12 protein-coding genes are annotated in these 15,097 nt (G+C 64.8%); 4 read left to right on the forward strand and 8 right to left on the reverse strand.

The genetic code is table 11. The annotated features are described in order from the left end of the window. Positions 1–95: 95 nt before the first annotated feature. A complete protein-coding gene (locus ABD262_RS08005; RefSeq protein ID WP_344133725.1) occupies positions 96–749 on the reverse strand; it encodes a hypothetical protein in 654 nt (217 codons plus the stop codon). 293 nt (positions 750–1,042) lie between these two features. On the opposite strand from ABD262_RS08005, the gene ABD262_RS08010 reads away from it, so the two are divergent. After that, entirely contained in the window at positions 1,043–1,570 is a 528-nt protein-coding gene (locus ABD262_RS08010) for a response regulator transcription factor (RefSeq protein WP_344134606.1), read from the forward strand. Positions 1,571–1,783: 213 nt separating this feature from the next. Continuing rightward, entirely contained in the window at positions 1,784–2,281 is a 498-nt protein-coding gene (locus tag ABD262_RS08015) for a TolB family protein (protein ID WP_344133728.1), read from the forward strand. A gap of 130 nt (positions 2,282–2,411) precedes the next feature. Here ABD262_RS08015 and ABD262_RS08020 read toward each other — a convergent pair whose 3' ends face one another. Continuing rightward, positions 2,412–2,702 (reverse strand): hypothetical protein, encoded by a 291-nt coding sequence (locus ABD262_RS08020; protein ID WP_344133732.1) that lies wholly within the window; start codon positions 2,700–2,702, stop codon positions 2,412–2,414. A 71-nt stretch (positions 2,703–2,773) separates the two neighbouring features. Beyond that, on the reverse strand, positions 2,774–3,550 hold the full coding sequence (locus tag ABD262_RS08025) for an AbiV family abortive infection protein (RefSeq protein WP_344133734.1): 777 nt from the start codon (positions 3,548–3,550) through the stop codon (positions 2,774–2,776). Between the two features lie 590 nt (positions 3,551–4,140). On the opposite strand from ABD262_RS08025, the gene ABD262_RS08030 reads away from it, so the two are divergent. Further along, positions 4,141–4,926 carry a hypothetical protein gene (locus ABD262_RS08030; protein ID WP_344133737.1) on the forward strand — a complete coding sequence of 262 codons (786 nt, stop codon included), beginning with the start codon at positions 4,141–4,143 and terminating at the stop codon, positions 4,924–4,926. A 110-nt stretch (positions 4,927–5,036) separates the two neighbouring features. Here the strand turns inward: ABD262_RS08030 and ABD262_RS08035 are convergent, their stop codons facing one another. From ABD262_RS08035 to ABD262_RS08055, 5 genes are all read right to left on the reverse strand, one after another. Next, positions 5,037–6,443 carry a PDDEXK family nuclease gene (locus tag ABD262_RS08035; protein ID WP_344133739.1) on the reverse strand — a complete coding sequence of 469 codons (1,407 nt, stop codon included), beginning with the start codon at positions 6,441–6,443 and terminating at the stop codon, positions 5,037–5,039. A gap of 236 nt (positions 6,444–6,679) precedes the next feature. Then, entirely contained in the window at positions 6,680–7,786 is a 1,107-nt protein-coding gene (locus tag ABD262_RS08040) for a PGN_0703 family putative restriction endonuclease (RefSeq protein ID WP_344133741.1), read from the reverse strand. Continuing rightward, a complete protein-coding gene (locus tag ABD262_RS08045) occupies positions 7,783–9,087 on the reverse strand; it encodes a hypothetical protein (RefSeq protein ID WP_344133744.1) in 1,305 nt (434 codons plus the stop codon). The genes ABD262_RS08040 and ABD262_RS08045 overlap by 4 nt, the downstream gene beginning before the upstream one ends. Positions 9,088–9,269: 182 nt before the next feature. Then, a complete protein-coding gene (locus ABD262_RS08050) occupies positions 9,270–11,639 on the reverse strand; it encodes an LEM-3-like GIY-YIG domain-containing protein (protein WP_344133747.1) in 2,370 nt (789 codons plus the stop codon). Between the two features lie 398 nt (positions 11,640–12,037). Further along, complete coding sequence (locus tag ABD262_RS08055) at positions 12,038–12,499, reverse strand: SHOCT domain-containing protein (protein WP_344133750.1); 462 nt, start codon at positions 12,497–12,499, stop codon at positions 12,038–12,040. 1,585 nt (positions 12,500–14,084) lie between these two features. On the opposite strand from ABD262_RS08055, the gene ABD262_RS08060 reads away from it, so the two are divergent. Beyond that, positions 14,085–15,092 carry an NYN domain-containing protein gene (locus tag ABD262_RS08060; protein ID WP_344133753.1) on the forward strand — a complete coding sequence of 336 codons (1,008 nt, stop codon included), beginning with the start codon at positions 14,085–14,087 and terminating at the stop codon, positions 15,090–15,092. Positions 15,093–15,097: the final 5 nt, after the last annotated feature.

A 15,097-nucleotide genomic window follows, 5' to 3' on the forward strand; every position in this document is an offset into this window, starting at 1 on the left:
CCTAGGTGTACTGACCGGGCACGTTGGATATTGAGGTAGTCGCCTCGGTGCCTTCCTAGTAACTGGAGCGCCGCCACACCAGTCTGGTGCGGTGCTTAGGGCGCACCGAGCGCGCGGCAGAGTCCCGCCAGCGCGCCGGTGTCGCCGGCGAAGTAGTCCTCTACGTCGTGGCGCCCCGCGTCCTTGAGCAACTCGCCGTCCGTTCCGTACTCCTGCCGGCCCTTCTCCATGAGCACTGCACCCTGCCCCGGCACGACGATCCGCAACGAGGTGTTGATGTCGTCGATGGCGACGTCGGTGTCGCCCGGGGTCGGGAATGCGATGCGTTCGATGTCTCGTTGGACGTAGCTCACCGACACACCGTGGGGGCCGCTCAGCCTGGCGTCCTGGAAGCTGATCACCTTCTTGCGCCTCACGATGTTGCCCGTGCGGTCATACCAGCGGTCTTGGTCAAGGATCCGAACGGCTTGGTCGAGTACCTCAAAGCCCTCGGGACCCGCGCCGCAGAACAGGCCTGTGGGATCCGGACCGTAGGGCTCGACCAGTTGGCCGAAGCAGTGGGTGCCAGCGCCGTTGGTGAGGCAGGTGTAGTAGTCCGGCGGTTCCGGGTTGAGCACCGGTGTTGGAACGTCAGCGGCCAGCGCCGATCCTGCGGACACCAACAAGACTGCTGGTGCCGCGAACGCCAAGGTGGCGGCGACGGCGATGGTTGTCAGGCCGGCGCGTGGTGATCGGGTGTGATGGTTCATGGCTGCCCTTTGGAGTCGGCGATCGGACTTGTCCACTCTGGGACTCCGAGGAGAACCACACATCGGGGCGATCACGTAGAGCGGCTACGTGATCACATGGACAGACAACCGTCGCCCCGGGTTCCACAATGTCGTCATGCCCTCAACGGCCTATGTCGTCGACGACCACGCAGGGTTTCGGGTGGCGGCCCGGGCCCTGTTGGAGAGCGTCGGCTACAGCGTCGTGGGTGTAGCCGGGGACGGCCCTTCGGCTCTGCGCGACCCACGGACCACCAAACACCCTCTTGGACGCGGTGGAAGAGCATCGGCCTGACGCCGTCGTCGCTGACGTCCGCATGCCGCCGACAGGCACGTCCAAGGGCATTGACGCCGCGCTTGTCATCCTGGCCCGCCACCCAGGGACCGCCGTTCTCATGCTTTCCCACGCCCTCGACCCTGAGCTCATCGTGCCGCTCATCGAGCAGGGCGCGCACGTCGGGTACCTGCTCAAGGAACGCGGCCTCGAGCCCCAGGCCCTCGTCGATGCTGTCCTGCGCGTGGTTGCCGGGGAATGCGTCATCGACCCGGCCGTCGTCCAAGCGCTCATGCAGCGTCGCAGGCGGCGCGACCCGCTTGCCACGCTCACCGGACGGGAACGAGAGGTGCTCGTCCTCGTGGCCGAGGGCCTCAGCAACGCCGACATCGCCCGCCGCCTCGTCATCAGCCCGCGCACCGTCAAGGTCCACGTCGCCCAGCTGCTGTCGAAGCTGGGTCTGGTCGAGGAGCAGGGCACCAACCGCCGGGTGCTGGCGGTTCTCGCACACTTGCGCGCGCAAACCTGAGGCACCCAGCCAGCCAGGGTCGTAGCCCACCGTGGAGGGCGTCCGAACGCCGAATTGCAGACTCAGCGAGACCGCTCCGAGCCGCAGACCGAAAGCAGACGTTGATGGCCGGGCCACTTCCCATGGAGGACGCGTCCCTGGGAAGTGGCTACGCGGATCCGCTCCCGGGCGCCGGCGCAAACAGGTTGACTGCCGGGGGGGCGGCGTCTTGCGTTGGACCCGGGGGCTCCGGCCGCACTGGCCTGCGGTGCTTGGTCACCGGATGCGAAGCGGCTGGCCTGCGAGGGATTCGACGACGCTCACCCAGACCGCGCCGGCATCTACACCGTCAGCTCGGGTGACGGACAGCACCCAGTACGAGTCACGAAGCAGCATGACATTCCATGCTCGTACTCCCCCGATGGAAAGCGGATCCTCTTCCTGCGCAATGCCGGCCAGGAGGAAAACAACACCTTGATGACAGCCAACATCGACGGCACCGACCCGCGGACAGTCATCCCCGAAAAGGTCGGACTGTCCTGCGACTGGTCACCCGATGGCAAGACCATCCTGTCCGAACGGGAAAGCTCGCTGATCCTGATCCATCCGCCGTCCGAGAAGATCATGCAGGTTCCGATCGCAACCGGAGGACGGGCAGGCCGCGGCGCGTTCTCGCCGGACGGCTCCCACATCATCTTCTCGCTCAATCTCGCGAAGCAAGAAGACATCTAAACCGTCCGCACCGACGGGTCCGAGCTCACCCAGATCACCAACACCCCTGGCGACGAAGAATTCGGGGACTGGGGACCCTGAATCGTGTACGTGGACTCTGTCCAACAACGCGTGAGGCGCCGACGGAAGATCAAATGAGTCGAATGCGCCACTTCTCGAAGAAGTCTGACCGGAACCAGCCTGTGAGCACCCCGAGGATCTCCCCGGCGCCCCAGGCGATGAGGGTCGCGTGCCGACCGCTGTCTCGGCGGTAATAGCCCAACAATTGTTGCGGGAAGTCGTCCGATCGCTCCAGCATGCGACACAGAGCCGGTCGGTCGTTTGCGGCCAGCAGTCCAACTTCGATCGTGTCCACAAGTGCGAGTTCACCACGCGGGAGCGTGTACGGGGCGCCGCCCCACCTCGACATCGCGCTGAGCATGCGTCAATCCGCCGCGTGGCGGTAACCAAATTGGGGCGCAAAAACCAGACACCTGTGGTGCGCAAAACGCCTCATTCTTCGCGAGGCGACTCGCTGGTTGACGGCAAGGTCCCCATTGTCGTCCCAAACACACCAGCCTCAATTTGCGCGAGGATCTCTCGCATCGCTCGCATGATCTGCGAGCCGGATGCATCGCTTCCTTGGAGTTGTTCACGCATGACGGCCATGATCTGAGGACCGAGTGACCATAAGGCTTCGGCCTCCTCTTCGGTTACCACCTCGACACGAGCGACCATCTCCTCGTTGACGACCTGTGCAAGGGCGACAGCCGCTGCCGCCTGGGCATGGTCGAGGTCATCGGGCTGACTCAGACCATGGCCGACGCGGTCGACGTAAAAGCCGCGCATCTTGAGCTTGGTCGAGTCGTCGACCAAGTCTGGGAGTCGGTCCAAGAGATCCAAGACCACGCTCTCTTCTCGTTCGAACATCGCGTGAAGCGTTAGGCCGGCGGCAACCTTCGGCCCATGCCGAGAGAAGTCTCGATCGAAATCGGAGATGGTCGCAGAGGAGCCTCCGGAAGCAATTACGGCGAGGGCCCGCCCAGCTTTACCGAACTCTTCAAGTGCGAGAACTGCAAGGGACACGGCCCTCGGATGGCGGTCATTGCGCAGGAGGAGTTCGGCATCCTTGAGCAGTGCACTGCCATTCGTCGCAGACGCCTTAGTCAGGGCCATCCATTCGAGGGCTGAGCCGCGCAAGTCATCGGCTCGGAGTGCGGTCTCTCGATCTGGGTTCATCGCCGTGAAGCCTTGTGGCGGCGGCCGGTCGACGAGGTGCGAGTCGTGCAAGGGGCCGACCCTAATCGTTCACGATGGTTCTTCACCTGAGCACCGTATGGGCGCCAGGCCTCAAAGATGGATCCGCCACCCCGACGTCAGGGGCGCGCTTGGACGGCGCGGGGGTCGAGCGCTGTTTAGGCAGTTGGGCTTCGTTGGCGGACTCGCTGATCCGCAGCGAATATGTACGGCGCTCGTCGTGGGACCGACAGTCCAGGCGAGGACGCACCTTTCACAGCACCCTTGAGCGGGCGGCCTAATTCCGAGGACTGTCGACTTCGTCGGGCTCGGGTTCCGAGTGACATAGCCGGCAACCTCGCTCCCAAGTGGCGTGCCCAACGTCACGGTGCTCCCGCTCGAGCATGCTGGCCATAGTTTCGAGGGGTACGCAACGGTTAGTCAGGATCATGGGATCTCCTCGTGTTCAGGACGCGCTCATCGCCTGGTTCAAGGATGACTCACCAGGCAGCGCGGTTGTTAAACGCGGAGCGGGCCTTTGTTGGCGTCGAAGGGAGCATCATTCCGCCGCGTGAGGACGGCAGCCCGCACATGTTCCTCGCGATCTCAGGGCGGCGACGCCGGTTCGGCGGGATGATGGACCAATGGCAGGAACCGGCGGCGGGCAACGAAGCCTCTTCGGCTTCCGCTTTCCCGACCCCACCGAGCTCGAGAACGCTTCGATTGTTCCGGTTGACGGACGCGCCGTCCGCCGCCAGATCAAGGGAAGGGCGGTGCTGTTCCTCTTGTCGGCTTTCCTCCCCGTGGCAGTCTCCATAGCCACCGGCGTGGCGCTGGCGAAGATTGGAGCTGGGCTGTCGGACGCTCAGTACTTCACCCTGTTGCTTTTGTTGGTGACCACCATGTTCGTGCTCGTTCTGCAATGGCGTGACACTGCTATCCGTCTCTGGCCGATTCACGCCATGGACTACTACGCGTCGACCGTGCTCAATCGGCTCCGCGTCGTCGAGACCGCGACGGATGCGGACCTCGCCTACCTGCGAGTGGTGATGCCGGACTTCGAGAAGATACTGACGCGTGGGCTGCTTGCTCGGCGACTTGCAGGAACTTCGTTGGCGCGCGAGCGGTTCGCTGCCTACCACGGGATGCTCGCCCAAAACCTTGGCGACTGTGAGACGAGGCTGCTACGTGATCCTGGCCCCGAGTCGACTCGGGCCATGAAGCGGTTTGCCGCCTCGCTTCTGGTGGGTGGTTGGGCCCGGCTGCCGGCGAGCGATGATGCGTGGACGGTCGATAGCGTTGATCTCCCGACTGGCACATCCCTTGTGAGGCGCGCGGGAGACTCTCTTCTAAACAAGTCAGTTGAAAAGGTCGCCGAGGGCGCAGTCGCCGCGCTGATTGTGCTTGGTGGCGGCATAGCGTGGCGGTAGCCGTGGTAATCCCGGCAGACCACCCGCGTCCGGGACATCGATGACCCTCGGGTGCGTCACTTCGCCGCGACAGCCCTGCTGGGCCATTAGTACCGGGTGCCAAGCTGGGATCACGAGGGCAGGCGTTGCGCTGGCGCTTCCTCGTCCCCTGGTTCTTCGTCATTCCGCCAGTTGCTTCGACCCTTACCTCTGCGCGCATCGCTAATCACCTCAGCGAGCCCCCGCCTCGGGGGATTGATTCCCTCCTCGAGTCGCAGGTCGTGCGAGTGCGCGAGCGCATGTTCCTTGGCGGCTGCACCCACGTCCATGCGCTCGAGGTCGGGGGGTCGGACCAGCCAGTCGCAGCTAATGCAGACCGCCACCTCGGGCCACGGGGTGCCTGGCGACTCAAGAATCGTGGTCGGGTGGGTTGCCGGCCACTGACGCTCACGGCCCCATTTGGCTTCGTATCTGACTCGCCGGGACTCCCGTCGCTCCCACAAGTCCCTAGCGACTGCGCGTTCCGACTGCCGGTTGCCCTTCTGGTCCCAGAAGAGACGCGCCCAGTAGACCTCGGGACCGTCCGCAAAGGCGGTGACGCCGTCAGCGGTACTCGCGGAAGGGGACGAGGTGGTGAGCCGCTCTGAATGCTGAGCGGTTGTCAAGGCGGTGGCGTCAGCGGTCGTGGAGTCGAACAGTTTGCGGTTCTCCTGTGCCAGGCGAAGCCGGTATCCGAGCTGGGCGAGACTCAGGTGGGCTAGGCCGCGTGTTCTGAGCTCTTCGACCTCCGCATGGTTGGCCCCGTCTGTGATGAGCAGCCCATGCACGCGGACTTTCGAGCCCGCGCTTTCGGCCATCTCGGCAAGGTAGCTTTCGAGCTGATCGGCGGCCGCGGGATAGAACCGTGTGGCCTTTAGTTCGACGACGAGCCAGTCGCCAATTTTCGCGTCCTGCGTGGAGTCGTTGTACCTGCACAATAGATCGGCTCGTTTGCCGCTGGGAAGGACGTACTGCCGCCCGGCCAAGTCAACTGGGAACCCATGCAACCGCAGCCGTGGCAGGTGCTCAACGAGCCAAACCTCCGCTGCCACCTCAAGGCCGACGGTGCTGACCCTGTACTTTCGCCCGTCGGCGAAGGTGGAATCCCAGGCCTCAAGCACCGCCCAAAGGACCGGAAGTCCCGGCCCTTGGCCTCCCAACATGTCGATTGCAAGTGGCATCACGTGCGGCCGATTCGCGAGGGGGTGCTCGTCGTACACGGACGGGGGCAGATCAAGCCAGGCTGCGGTCGCGTAGGCGTCCCCCGATAGAACCTCGCTAGGCACCGACACGTCGGCATCCAGGCGCTCAAGCAGCGCCCGGCGGGTCGGACTGTCCCCAAATGAGAGGAACAACTCCCCGGTTGCGACAATGGCTCCTTGAGCCAGCAGCGCGTCGATTGCCTCCCGAAATGCCCCAATCAGCCTCACGACCAGCTCTACAGTCTGGCCGGTCGCATGAGCAACCTGTGCGAGGACCTGGTCGGTTTCGGTGACCAATCGCCGCCTGCTTTGTGGATCCACTGCTGCTCCTGTGTGAAGTATGCGTATCCCGAGACAGTAGAACCTTGTGCCGACAACCTTTGATTGTCACGAGCTGCTGCCTGAACGGGACTCAAGCGGCGGGGCCGGCGCGCACCACTAGGCCCGCGACGCCCAGGACTCCGACTCCTCGCACGGTGCCTCGGCCCTCCTCAGCTCAAGATGCGGCGCTCCTGCGTCTTGGGCTGGAGTGACTACGGCCATAGTGCTCCATTGACTCGGTGGAACACATCTGCGGCGGACTCGACGGGTCCGCACGAAGTCTTCTCCCACCAGGCGACGTATGGCGATGCTTGCGGAAGCCGCTCCAGCAGCGATTCCCAGTTCTTGCCAACTACGACCATCTCGGCGTATCGCGCGTCGTCGTCCGTGTTGACGTCGTAGTAACTGGTCGGATGGCCGCCGCGGCGCAGCCACACCCCTAGGAGGGTGGATCCGTCGGTCGATAGGTGGAGAAGGGCGGTGTCGCTCAAGGCGGGGAGGTATCGGCGCGTGAACGCGGTTCCGCCGTCGGGGTGTTGTCGCGCGACAGTCTCGGCTCGCAGTTCTCGACTGGTGGCGGCTTCCGTGTCGCTGAAAACGGCTCGGAACTCGGCGAACCGTCGCCACATCGCGTCGTGCTGGTCCGGGGCGCACAGGGCGAAGACGACCTCCTCCGCTTCGCCCTCGGCGACCAGCATGTGCGCTAGGGCGAGGTTGCGCATCGGCTGGCTGCGGCCGGCGCGCACCCAGCAGCCGCCGTCATCGGCGCGTGGGGAGGGCGGGATGAGCTCGACCCCCGTGAGGTACTCGGCGTAGCGGCGGTGTCCATATCCGTGGTTGTTGAGCTGGAAGCAGCGGCCAGGGTCGCTGCCGAAGAGCCCTGGCTGTCCGCAGACGTCGCGGTCCGTGTTCTCGGGGCTGGCGAACGCGCTGCAGGTTCCGAAGTTCGGCTCGCCAAGCTTGACCTCGATAAGGGCCGCGACCCTGCGGCCGTCCTCGGTGGTGCCCCGCAGGAGCACGTCGACCTGGGTGCGGTGCGGGCTGCGTTTGGATGCCTCAGCGAGTCGGTCGAGGGTGTCCTCGTACTCGAAGAACGGAGCCTCGACCTTTTCGACAACGTGCCCCAGGTGGGCAAACACGGTTCGGACACCGTCGTCGTCGAGCGGCGCGAACAGGCTGAGTGCGAACGCCTGGGAGCTGCGCACGTGGTGCACGTATCGGTGAGCCAGACCTCGGCTGCGGATGTCGGTCAGTGCCGAAAGGGCGCCTGGGAGGACTGCGGCGGCGTCATCGGGGTGGAACAGGATCGGTCGGCTCATGCGGTTCCCTGCCCGAGCTTCGACGTGAGCTCCCCTGGCCACCGCGGTCCGACGACCGGCTTCGAGACCATGACGTTCGGCTCCCATAGGTCACGCGCCGGAACCTTGGTCAACGACAGCTTGTCCGCGGTCGGTTCCCCCGTCAGGTAGACGCTGACCCGACAGTCACCGGCCAGCGCCTCGATCTGCCCAGCCAGGTAGCCGTTGAACGCGGTCCCCGACTCCCCCGCACCCAGAACCAGGTGGATCGGTGCTGGCGTTCCTCCAGCCGGCGGGTGCCCCGGAGGCGTCGGGATGATGTGCCCCGCGGCCTTCAGTTGGGAACGGATCGCTGCATCGTTCGCCCGCACCCAGATCGCGTAGTCGAGCGCCTGCAGGACCACCTTGGGGTCGTGTCCGATCTTGGTCTCCACCACATGCAGAACCCCCGCGGCGTCGACCCCGAGGAAATCAATGAAGCCCGGCCTTCCGGCCGGGGACACCGAGGACGTGATCAAACCGCGCCACGCGGGGAACTCGCGCCACAAGTCGGTCAGCCCGAGCACCTCGGGCTGGCCTTTGAGGGTGGCCTGGAGCTTGTGCTCCCGCATCTGCGAGGTCAAGCTCCCGCCGTCCTCGATCGCAAGCGCGACCTTCGCATTGATGACCTCGATCTCACCGAGGGTCGGGGCATCAGTAAAGGTCTTGTCGAACACCTCCCGGCCCGGCTGCGGTGTCTGGTACTGAACCCCTGCCCGAATGCGCAGCCCGCCCTTGGTCTCGGAGGCCTGCAGCACCTGGAGACCTTCGTGGTGCCAAGAGAGGTATCCCCCGCGATCATGGCCGACCAGCCCGATCTCCTGAGTGTGGATGCTGTCGAGCCACGAGTCGTGGCCAGCCTTCAACACTCCCTTCTTCGGGATGCGCTCGGGCAGTTCAGCCAGAGGTTCCAGGATGGCGAAGCGACCAGGACTACGCACCGGCTGAGGAACGGTTCCTCCGACGCCGTCGAACTGAAAGACGCGAACCTCGGTCTCGAGCCAACCGATGCGCGAGATCGATTCGACGACCATGTTGTCAGGCACGACCAACAGCAGGTCCCGGTTGTGCTGCCACGCCAGCCCGTAGGCCAGCACTTCGTCAGTCACAGTCGGCTTCTCGCCAGGTGTGATGACGGCAACGAGGCTGCCGTGCTGTGGATCCTCAAACCAGTGGGCGTACTTGCTCATCCGTGCCGGCGCGAATGGCGTCGGCTCGACTTCCAAGACATGCGCGGCCGCACGATGCGCAGTCTCGGCGTACGCCACCCTCTGGTCCTTCATAACGCGCATCCTTCCCTAGCCCACTGACATGTCCCGTGGACGTTAGGCGCAATGCGAGGGGCTTGGGGACGAATCGAGAGTTTAGACTGCCGCATCTCCGAACCCCGGGGGCGCGGACTGCTACTGACGGACTGGCGTTGGCACAGGGGTGTGCACGCGCGCTTGGGACGGACGCCGGCCGATCATGCGTTCCACGAGCCCTCCTCTGTGGCGGCTGAAACGGCCGCCTCGCCCGTGAGCAACTGGGACGGCTCGATGTCATCGGCGCAGTTCAAGTAGAGGGTCACTGCGCCCGAACCCTGCGGCAGGTGCTTGATGGATCGATTGAGAAGGTGCGACATCTCGATCGCGCTTGAGCCCGCGAAGCCAACCCTGCGCGGCTGCTCGGCCGGGTCGTAGTCCCGATCTCCTGGCACTCGTTCGCGCCAGTAGTCGATTCGCCAGACCCCACGCGTGACCCCCTTGTGGACCGCTAGGGCGTACTTGGCGCGCCTCGCCTTCGGACCCAGGACCCACCAGCCCCTGGTGGCCTCGTACAGCTCTGCATCCGTCATGGCCGGCGTCCAAAGCTTCGGGATCTTGAACATCACCAGAGATTCGTCAACGTCCGGGAGTGGCTGCGCGTCGTAGATCGAGGCGGCGACCGCGGTGCTGGCCCAGCCGTATGTTGCGCTGTTGTGCCCCATGACCTCGTTGGTCAGGTTGTGTCCGACGGCCCGCAGAGCGTCGATCACCGAGGCTTCGATCAGGTATGCCGTCTTCTCCGTGGGGATGTGGTGCCTCACCAGTTCGGTGACGACCTGAAGTCCCGCCGCCTGGATGGCCCGGATCCTGCTCAACTTGGGCTTCTCGGAGTCCGTGAGCGCAGCTGCGTCCTGCGCATGCTGGAAGACACGGTTGCCAGTGCCTTTGCCGACGTAGAAGACCTGCCCGTCGCGCGGATCGCGGAGGAGATAGACATACCAGCCCATCTGTTCCTGAACGAAGGACGTGAAGCTCCCCCCTCCGGCGGGACTAGCAACGGAATCAGTGTCGCCCGCGTTGAGCCTGTCCTCCTGGCCAGTCGTGTCGGGAACGGACGCGCCTTTCTCGGTCCCGTCGTTATGGGCCGCCGGCTTCTCCGACCCGCTCTCGGACGCCCGATTGTCCGGCCCCTCCGTCAGGTCAGCAGGGCCATCAGGGCTGATGCCGAAAGTGACGGCGAGATCGAGAGGGCTACTTGCCCATTCGTTGATGGCAGGACCGAGAATCGCGCCGACGACCAAGACATTCCCCCGGCTGGCAGGCGCTGTGAGGGTAGCGCCTTCGGGACTCTTAGGAGGCGTCGGCCACGGCTCGTGACCCGCAATGGGCGCGGGGGCAACTTCGAGATGCGACAGCGCCTGCCCATCAACCGTCCGGTGCGTGAAGAGCGCATACGGGTGGGGCTGGTGCTCCCAGCCGCCAAACTCGACGACCATGAAGTCGCCGCGTTCGGCGCAGGACAGGGCTACTTGGCCTAGCCAGTCAACGAAGTCGAACCACTGGCGGTCGTGGTCCGGTTCGTCGGCAGCCGGTCGTAAAGAGAACGCGGTCGACTGCATCTCGCCGCCCACGGTGAACCGACTGGGAACCAACAGCGTTCCTGAAGCAGGGTCGAGCAGGGCCACCTCCCGGTACCGATCGGGCTCTACCTCCGAACGCGAGGTCAGCCCGCGGCCTAGTACGCCGGACAGGCCCTGGGGATCGTCGACTTGCCACAGTTGCGTCGTTTTGTTGACCCAAGTGCGAAGGTGGCCAGCAACCACGGGGCTGAGCATCGCGGTCTGCATAACGCTGCCGGCCCCGAGTCCGCCAAGGTCACCCATGCCATTGATCGTGACGCCGGGAGTGGACGGCGTCACAAGCGATCGGGACGCGGCCATTCTCGCGATGTAGGGCGAACCTCTCTCGGCTCGAAAGGTCCCCAACTCTCCTACCCCGGCTATCGCGACGCGCGCATGGCGGGTTCCATGAAGGAAGGCACGCAGCGCCTGGTACCACGCCGCGTACGACTGCGCCCGCACCTCGATCCGGTCGTCATCCGCCTCGTCTGGCCAAGAGACCTCGACTGAATCAAGGTCGTCATCAATGTCTGGCGCACCCAGATGACTGAGCAGGTGCAGCTCGTCGCCACCGCCTTCAGAGCAGAGGTACTCCGCGCTGGCCAACCTCTGTAGCTCGACATGCGACTGACGGCTCAGGCTGCCGTAGCGACCGGGTGCGTCGGGACTCAGCGTCAGGTCGGCTTGTCGGAGCAGCCCCCATGCCGCCAGAGCCGAAAGCTGCGCGCCCCACCACTCGTCGAGGAGTTGCCAGCCTGGGTGGCCCACCCGGTCCTTGGCATCGTCATCCGGGTGGGTCGCGATTCCCGAGCCACGATCAAGGTGGCGCGTGAGAGCAGCAATGGGTTCCGAACACCCAACGCCGTACCGCAACAGGTGAAGGGCCGGCTCCCACCAGGCAGCCAGGTCTAGGCGTAGCCGATCCGTCAACTGACCGTTTGCGCCCTGCCACGTGCCCGAGGTGACCAAGTGAGGGTGCGCCGGCGGGTCCCATGGGTCAGAACCCCCGTCGATGACGTGTCGCAGCCGCGCCCAGAGCGTCGGAAGGTGGGTAATCCATGGCCCGGAGTCGGCCCAGCGTGACTCCTCTGGCCCACGCCCACGTGGTCCTGCCGCCTTCCCCACAGCGTCCCCTTCCGATACTGCGATTCAGTCAGTGGCATGTTGCCAGACCCCTGCGACACCGCGATGGCGATCTGAAGGTTCTATCCGTCCGCGCCCGTCCCCACGGGCCATCCCGGACAATCGTCCCGCGTGTCGCCGCTACACGATGGGTCCAGCTGCTTATCAGCCGTCGGCCCCCAGTCCTTCGCCGTGGAGAGACGTACCGACGAGAAGTTCACTGTCGAGCGATTGGGCGCGAGCAGTCACATGCGGCCGAGGATGTCCGTCTTCTTCACCTGGAACTCTTCGTCGGAGATCACACCTCGGTCCCTGAGCTCCGCGAGCTTGGCCAGCTGGTCTGCGGGGTCGCCCATCAGGGGTGCCACAGGTGCTGCCTGCGCAGGGCGTGACGCCGACCTCTCGACGGAAGTCGTCACGCGTGACGTCAACTCAGTCGCCGTCCGGCTTGTGACCTTCATGATGGCCCATGCTACGAGGCCACCCACCCCGGCCATCAGCAGGAGTACAGCAAACGTCCTCTCCCCCGACGCAATAGAGGAGTTGTACACCTCAGACGAGTCGTAGTACTTGACAGCGTGGGCAAGCTCGTCCGCGTCGCGCTGCGATGTGACGTGGAGGAACAAGATCACGCTCAACACCGTGGCCCCAATCGAAGCCCACACTAAGTACGGCGGACGGTTCTTCACAATGACGAAGTTGGACATGGTGCTCCTCAGGCGACGGGCTAGGAGGCAAGTCTTGTGGGTCGCCAGGATCAGCGCGGCTCTTCGAGATAATCCCGACCAAACGGGCGAGGGTCCCGCCCGGTCGTCGTCTCTAGGCCAGCGTGCCTGGCTGCCGTCCCCCGGCATCAGCAGCTGAGCGGGACGTAGCGCCGCCAGCCGCGTGCCCCAACACCGTCGAGCAGATCGGCCGGCTCATCCTGGGACGCAAGCGGGAGCTCAACAAGACACGTCAAGGGCGGCGCCGATCGTCGACGACTCATACCGGAGTTTGCATGACGAGCCAAACGGACAATCATGCGTGAGGCTAGACCTGGGAGGTCGCACGGCATGCTTCACTGTCGACTGCGGCGCGCCAGCAAGTGCACGCCTGCCGTGTCGAACCACTTCCTTGAGAAGGATCTCCCAAATGCCTCGATGGTGTCAGACCGTGTACCGCCCGTCAGCACACGCCGCAGAGGTTCCATGCTCTGGCCGCCTGCTGAAATGCAGTACCTGCGGGACAGTCGGATGTAATCGAGACGGATGCACAAACTGCAGTTTTGGCTTCGCTCGGTGCTCCCGCTGCGGGGGCACAGGCGCGGACTTCTGATGGGCCTCTGGGACTTCGTAGCAGGTAACAGCGAGCCTTCGCGGACCTGGGCGGGTCCCGGCCACAATTGGTCCTACGACTGGTGTCGCTTCCGGAAGGACAGTCGGTGCTACTTCACCGAGGAGTTGAATCACACAGCGACGGAGTTGGCGGGGTACGCAGTTTGGGAACCCCGGGATCGAGGCTATTGCCCGCGAGTCCTTTGGGAGGATCAAGAGGAGTGCCCTGTCAGTGAACCAGGGCCACACGTACAGGGCGGGTATCTGGATGCCACCGTCGCTTGGGACGCGGGCGGGCAAAGGGGCGGTACTCCCGCAGCCGGATACCACCAGCACCACGAATAGCAACCCCGATCCGACAACTGTGCCTTCTACGGGGCAGCCACCACCCAGAGCTAAGGGCGACAGCGAGGCCGTCTTTCTAACTGATCCCTCGGGCAATTCGCATCCGACCTCGACGGAGATCGCTGGGCCATTCCTCACCTTGTCGGTCACGACCAAGGCGCCGCCAATCAGCAACTCGGCCGGGTGGTTCGGCTTGCGATAAGCAACCCCCCAGACCCCGTGCTTCTCGTTTCTGGTGGCGCGGATTGCCACCAGATTCGACCCCTCGGCGCGCAGGTGGTAATTCGCCTGCGACTTGGCTGCCGATGCGTTGCTGATCATGGTGCCCCCCGAACCTGATCCGATACGTCGGCGAAGACGTGGATTGGCTTCGTATCGACCTCACTCCGCCTCGATCCCCCACGCCCTGACTCCTTCTCCCAGATACCGCGACCGACACATCAGCATGTACCCCGTCAAACAGGCCGAGCGTCCCATGACGATGTCTCGCAGCCCAGCCCAGAGCGTGGAAGGCGGCAGAGCGTGGAAGGCGGGTGACCCGCCGCTGGAGTTGGCCGCGGGCCGCTGCCCCGAACAACCGCGGCCTGTCCCCGCCGTATGGCAGCCTGACGTCATGCGGAACAGTTGCTCGGTGTATGTGGACGTCGGCTACCTGCTTGCGGCGGCGGCGACCCGGGTAACAGGAACGTCACTGCGCAGCGGGGTTGTGATCTCCTACCCGGACCTCATCGCCGCTGTCATCCAGCAAGCTGAGCGGCAGAGTGGCCTGCCCGTTTTGCGGGTCCACTGGTACGACTCTGGAGCGAAGTCGGGCGGCGCCCCTGACAGCTCGCAAGAGGCGATCGGAGAGCTTCCCCGGGTCAAACTGCGCTTGGGTCGGCTTTCTCCCCGCGGGGAGCAGAAGGGCGTCGACCTACGCATAGGACTAGACCTTGCGTCGCACGGCCGCAACCGGGTGTCCGACCTCGTCTACCTGATGTCTGGGGACGACGACCTCACTGAGGCGGTGGAGGAGGCCCAGAGCCATGGCGTCCAGGTCGTGATCCTCGCTGTCCCCGACGCCTTGGGCAGGTCTCATGCTGTATCGCGACACCTGCTGCGCGAGTGCGACGACATCATGATTCTGGATCCTGCGACCATCGACAGCACCGTTCACGTGCGCACGCAGGCCTCCGAGTCTGCGTCCTGTGACAACAGCCAAACCGGTGAGCGGCCAGTGAGTCCTGTTGGGCCGGCGCCCAGGTCGCCCGAGGCAAGCGAGCCTTCGCGGGTCGCGGCCGCTCCTTCACCCTCAGTCCTCGCTGGCACGAGGCCCGTGGCTCGCACGTCACTGGCGCAGACCCGTAACTCCATCGTCTACTCCAGCAGCAGCGATGGTTCAGGGCGTCGCCCCGCGCCGCCTGCGGACCAGATGACCATCATCGACCAGGTATGCCGTGGGGTCGTCGCAGCCTGGCTGGGTCAAGCGGGTGACACCGACCGCGACGGAGTGATGCGAGAGGAACCGTTCATCCCCAATGATCTTGACCGCACTCTCTTAACAGACCTCTCGGCGAGGCTTGGCGTCTACGACATAGATGAGTCAACCCGCTACGCCCTACGCGCTCACTTCTGGGAGGTCATGCACGCCGCGAGCTGAGTAGC

The sequence above is a fragment of the Pedococcus bigeumensis genome, from assembly GCF_039531795.1.
GTDB lineage: Bacteria > Actinomycetota > Actinomycetes > Actinomycetales > Dermatophilaceae > Pedococcus > Pedococcus bigeumensis.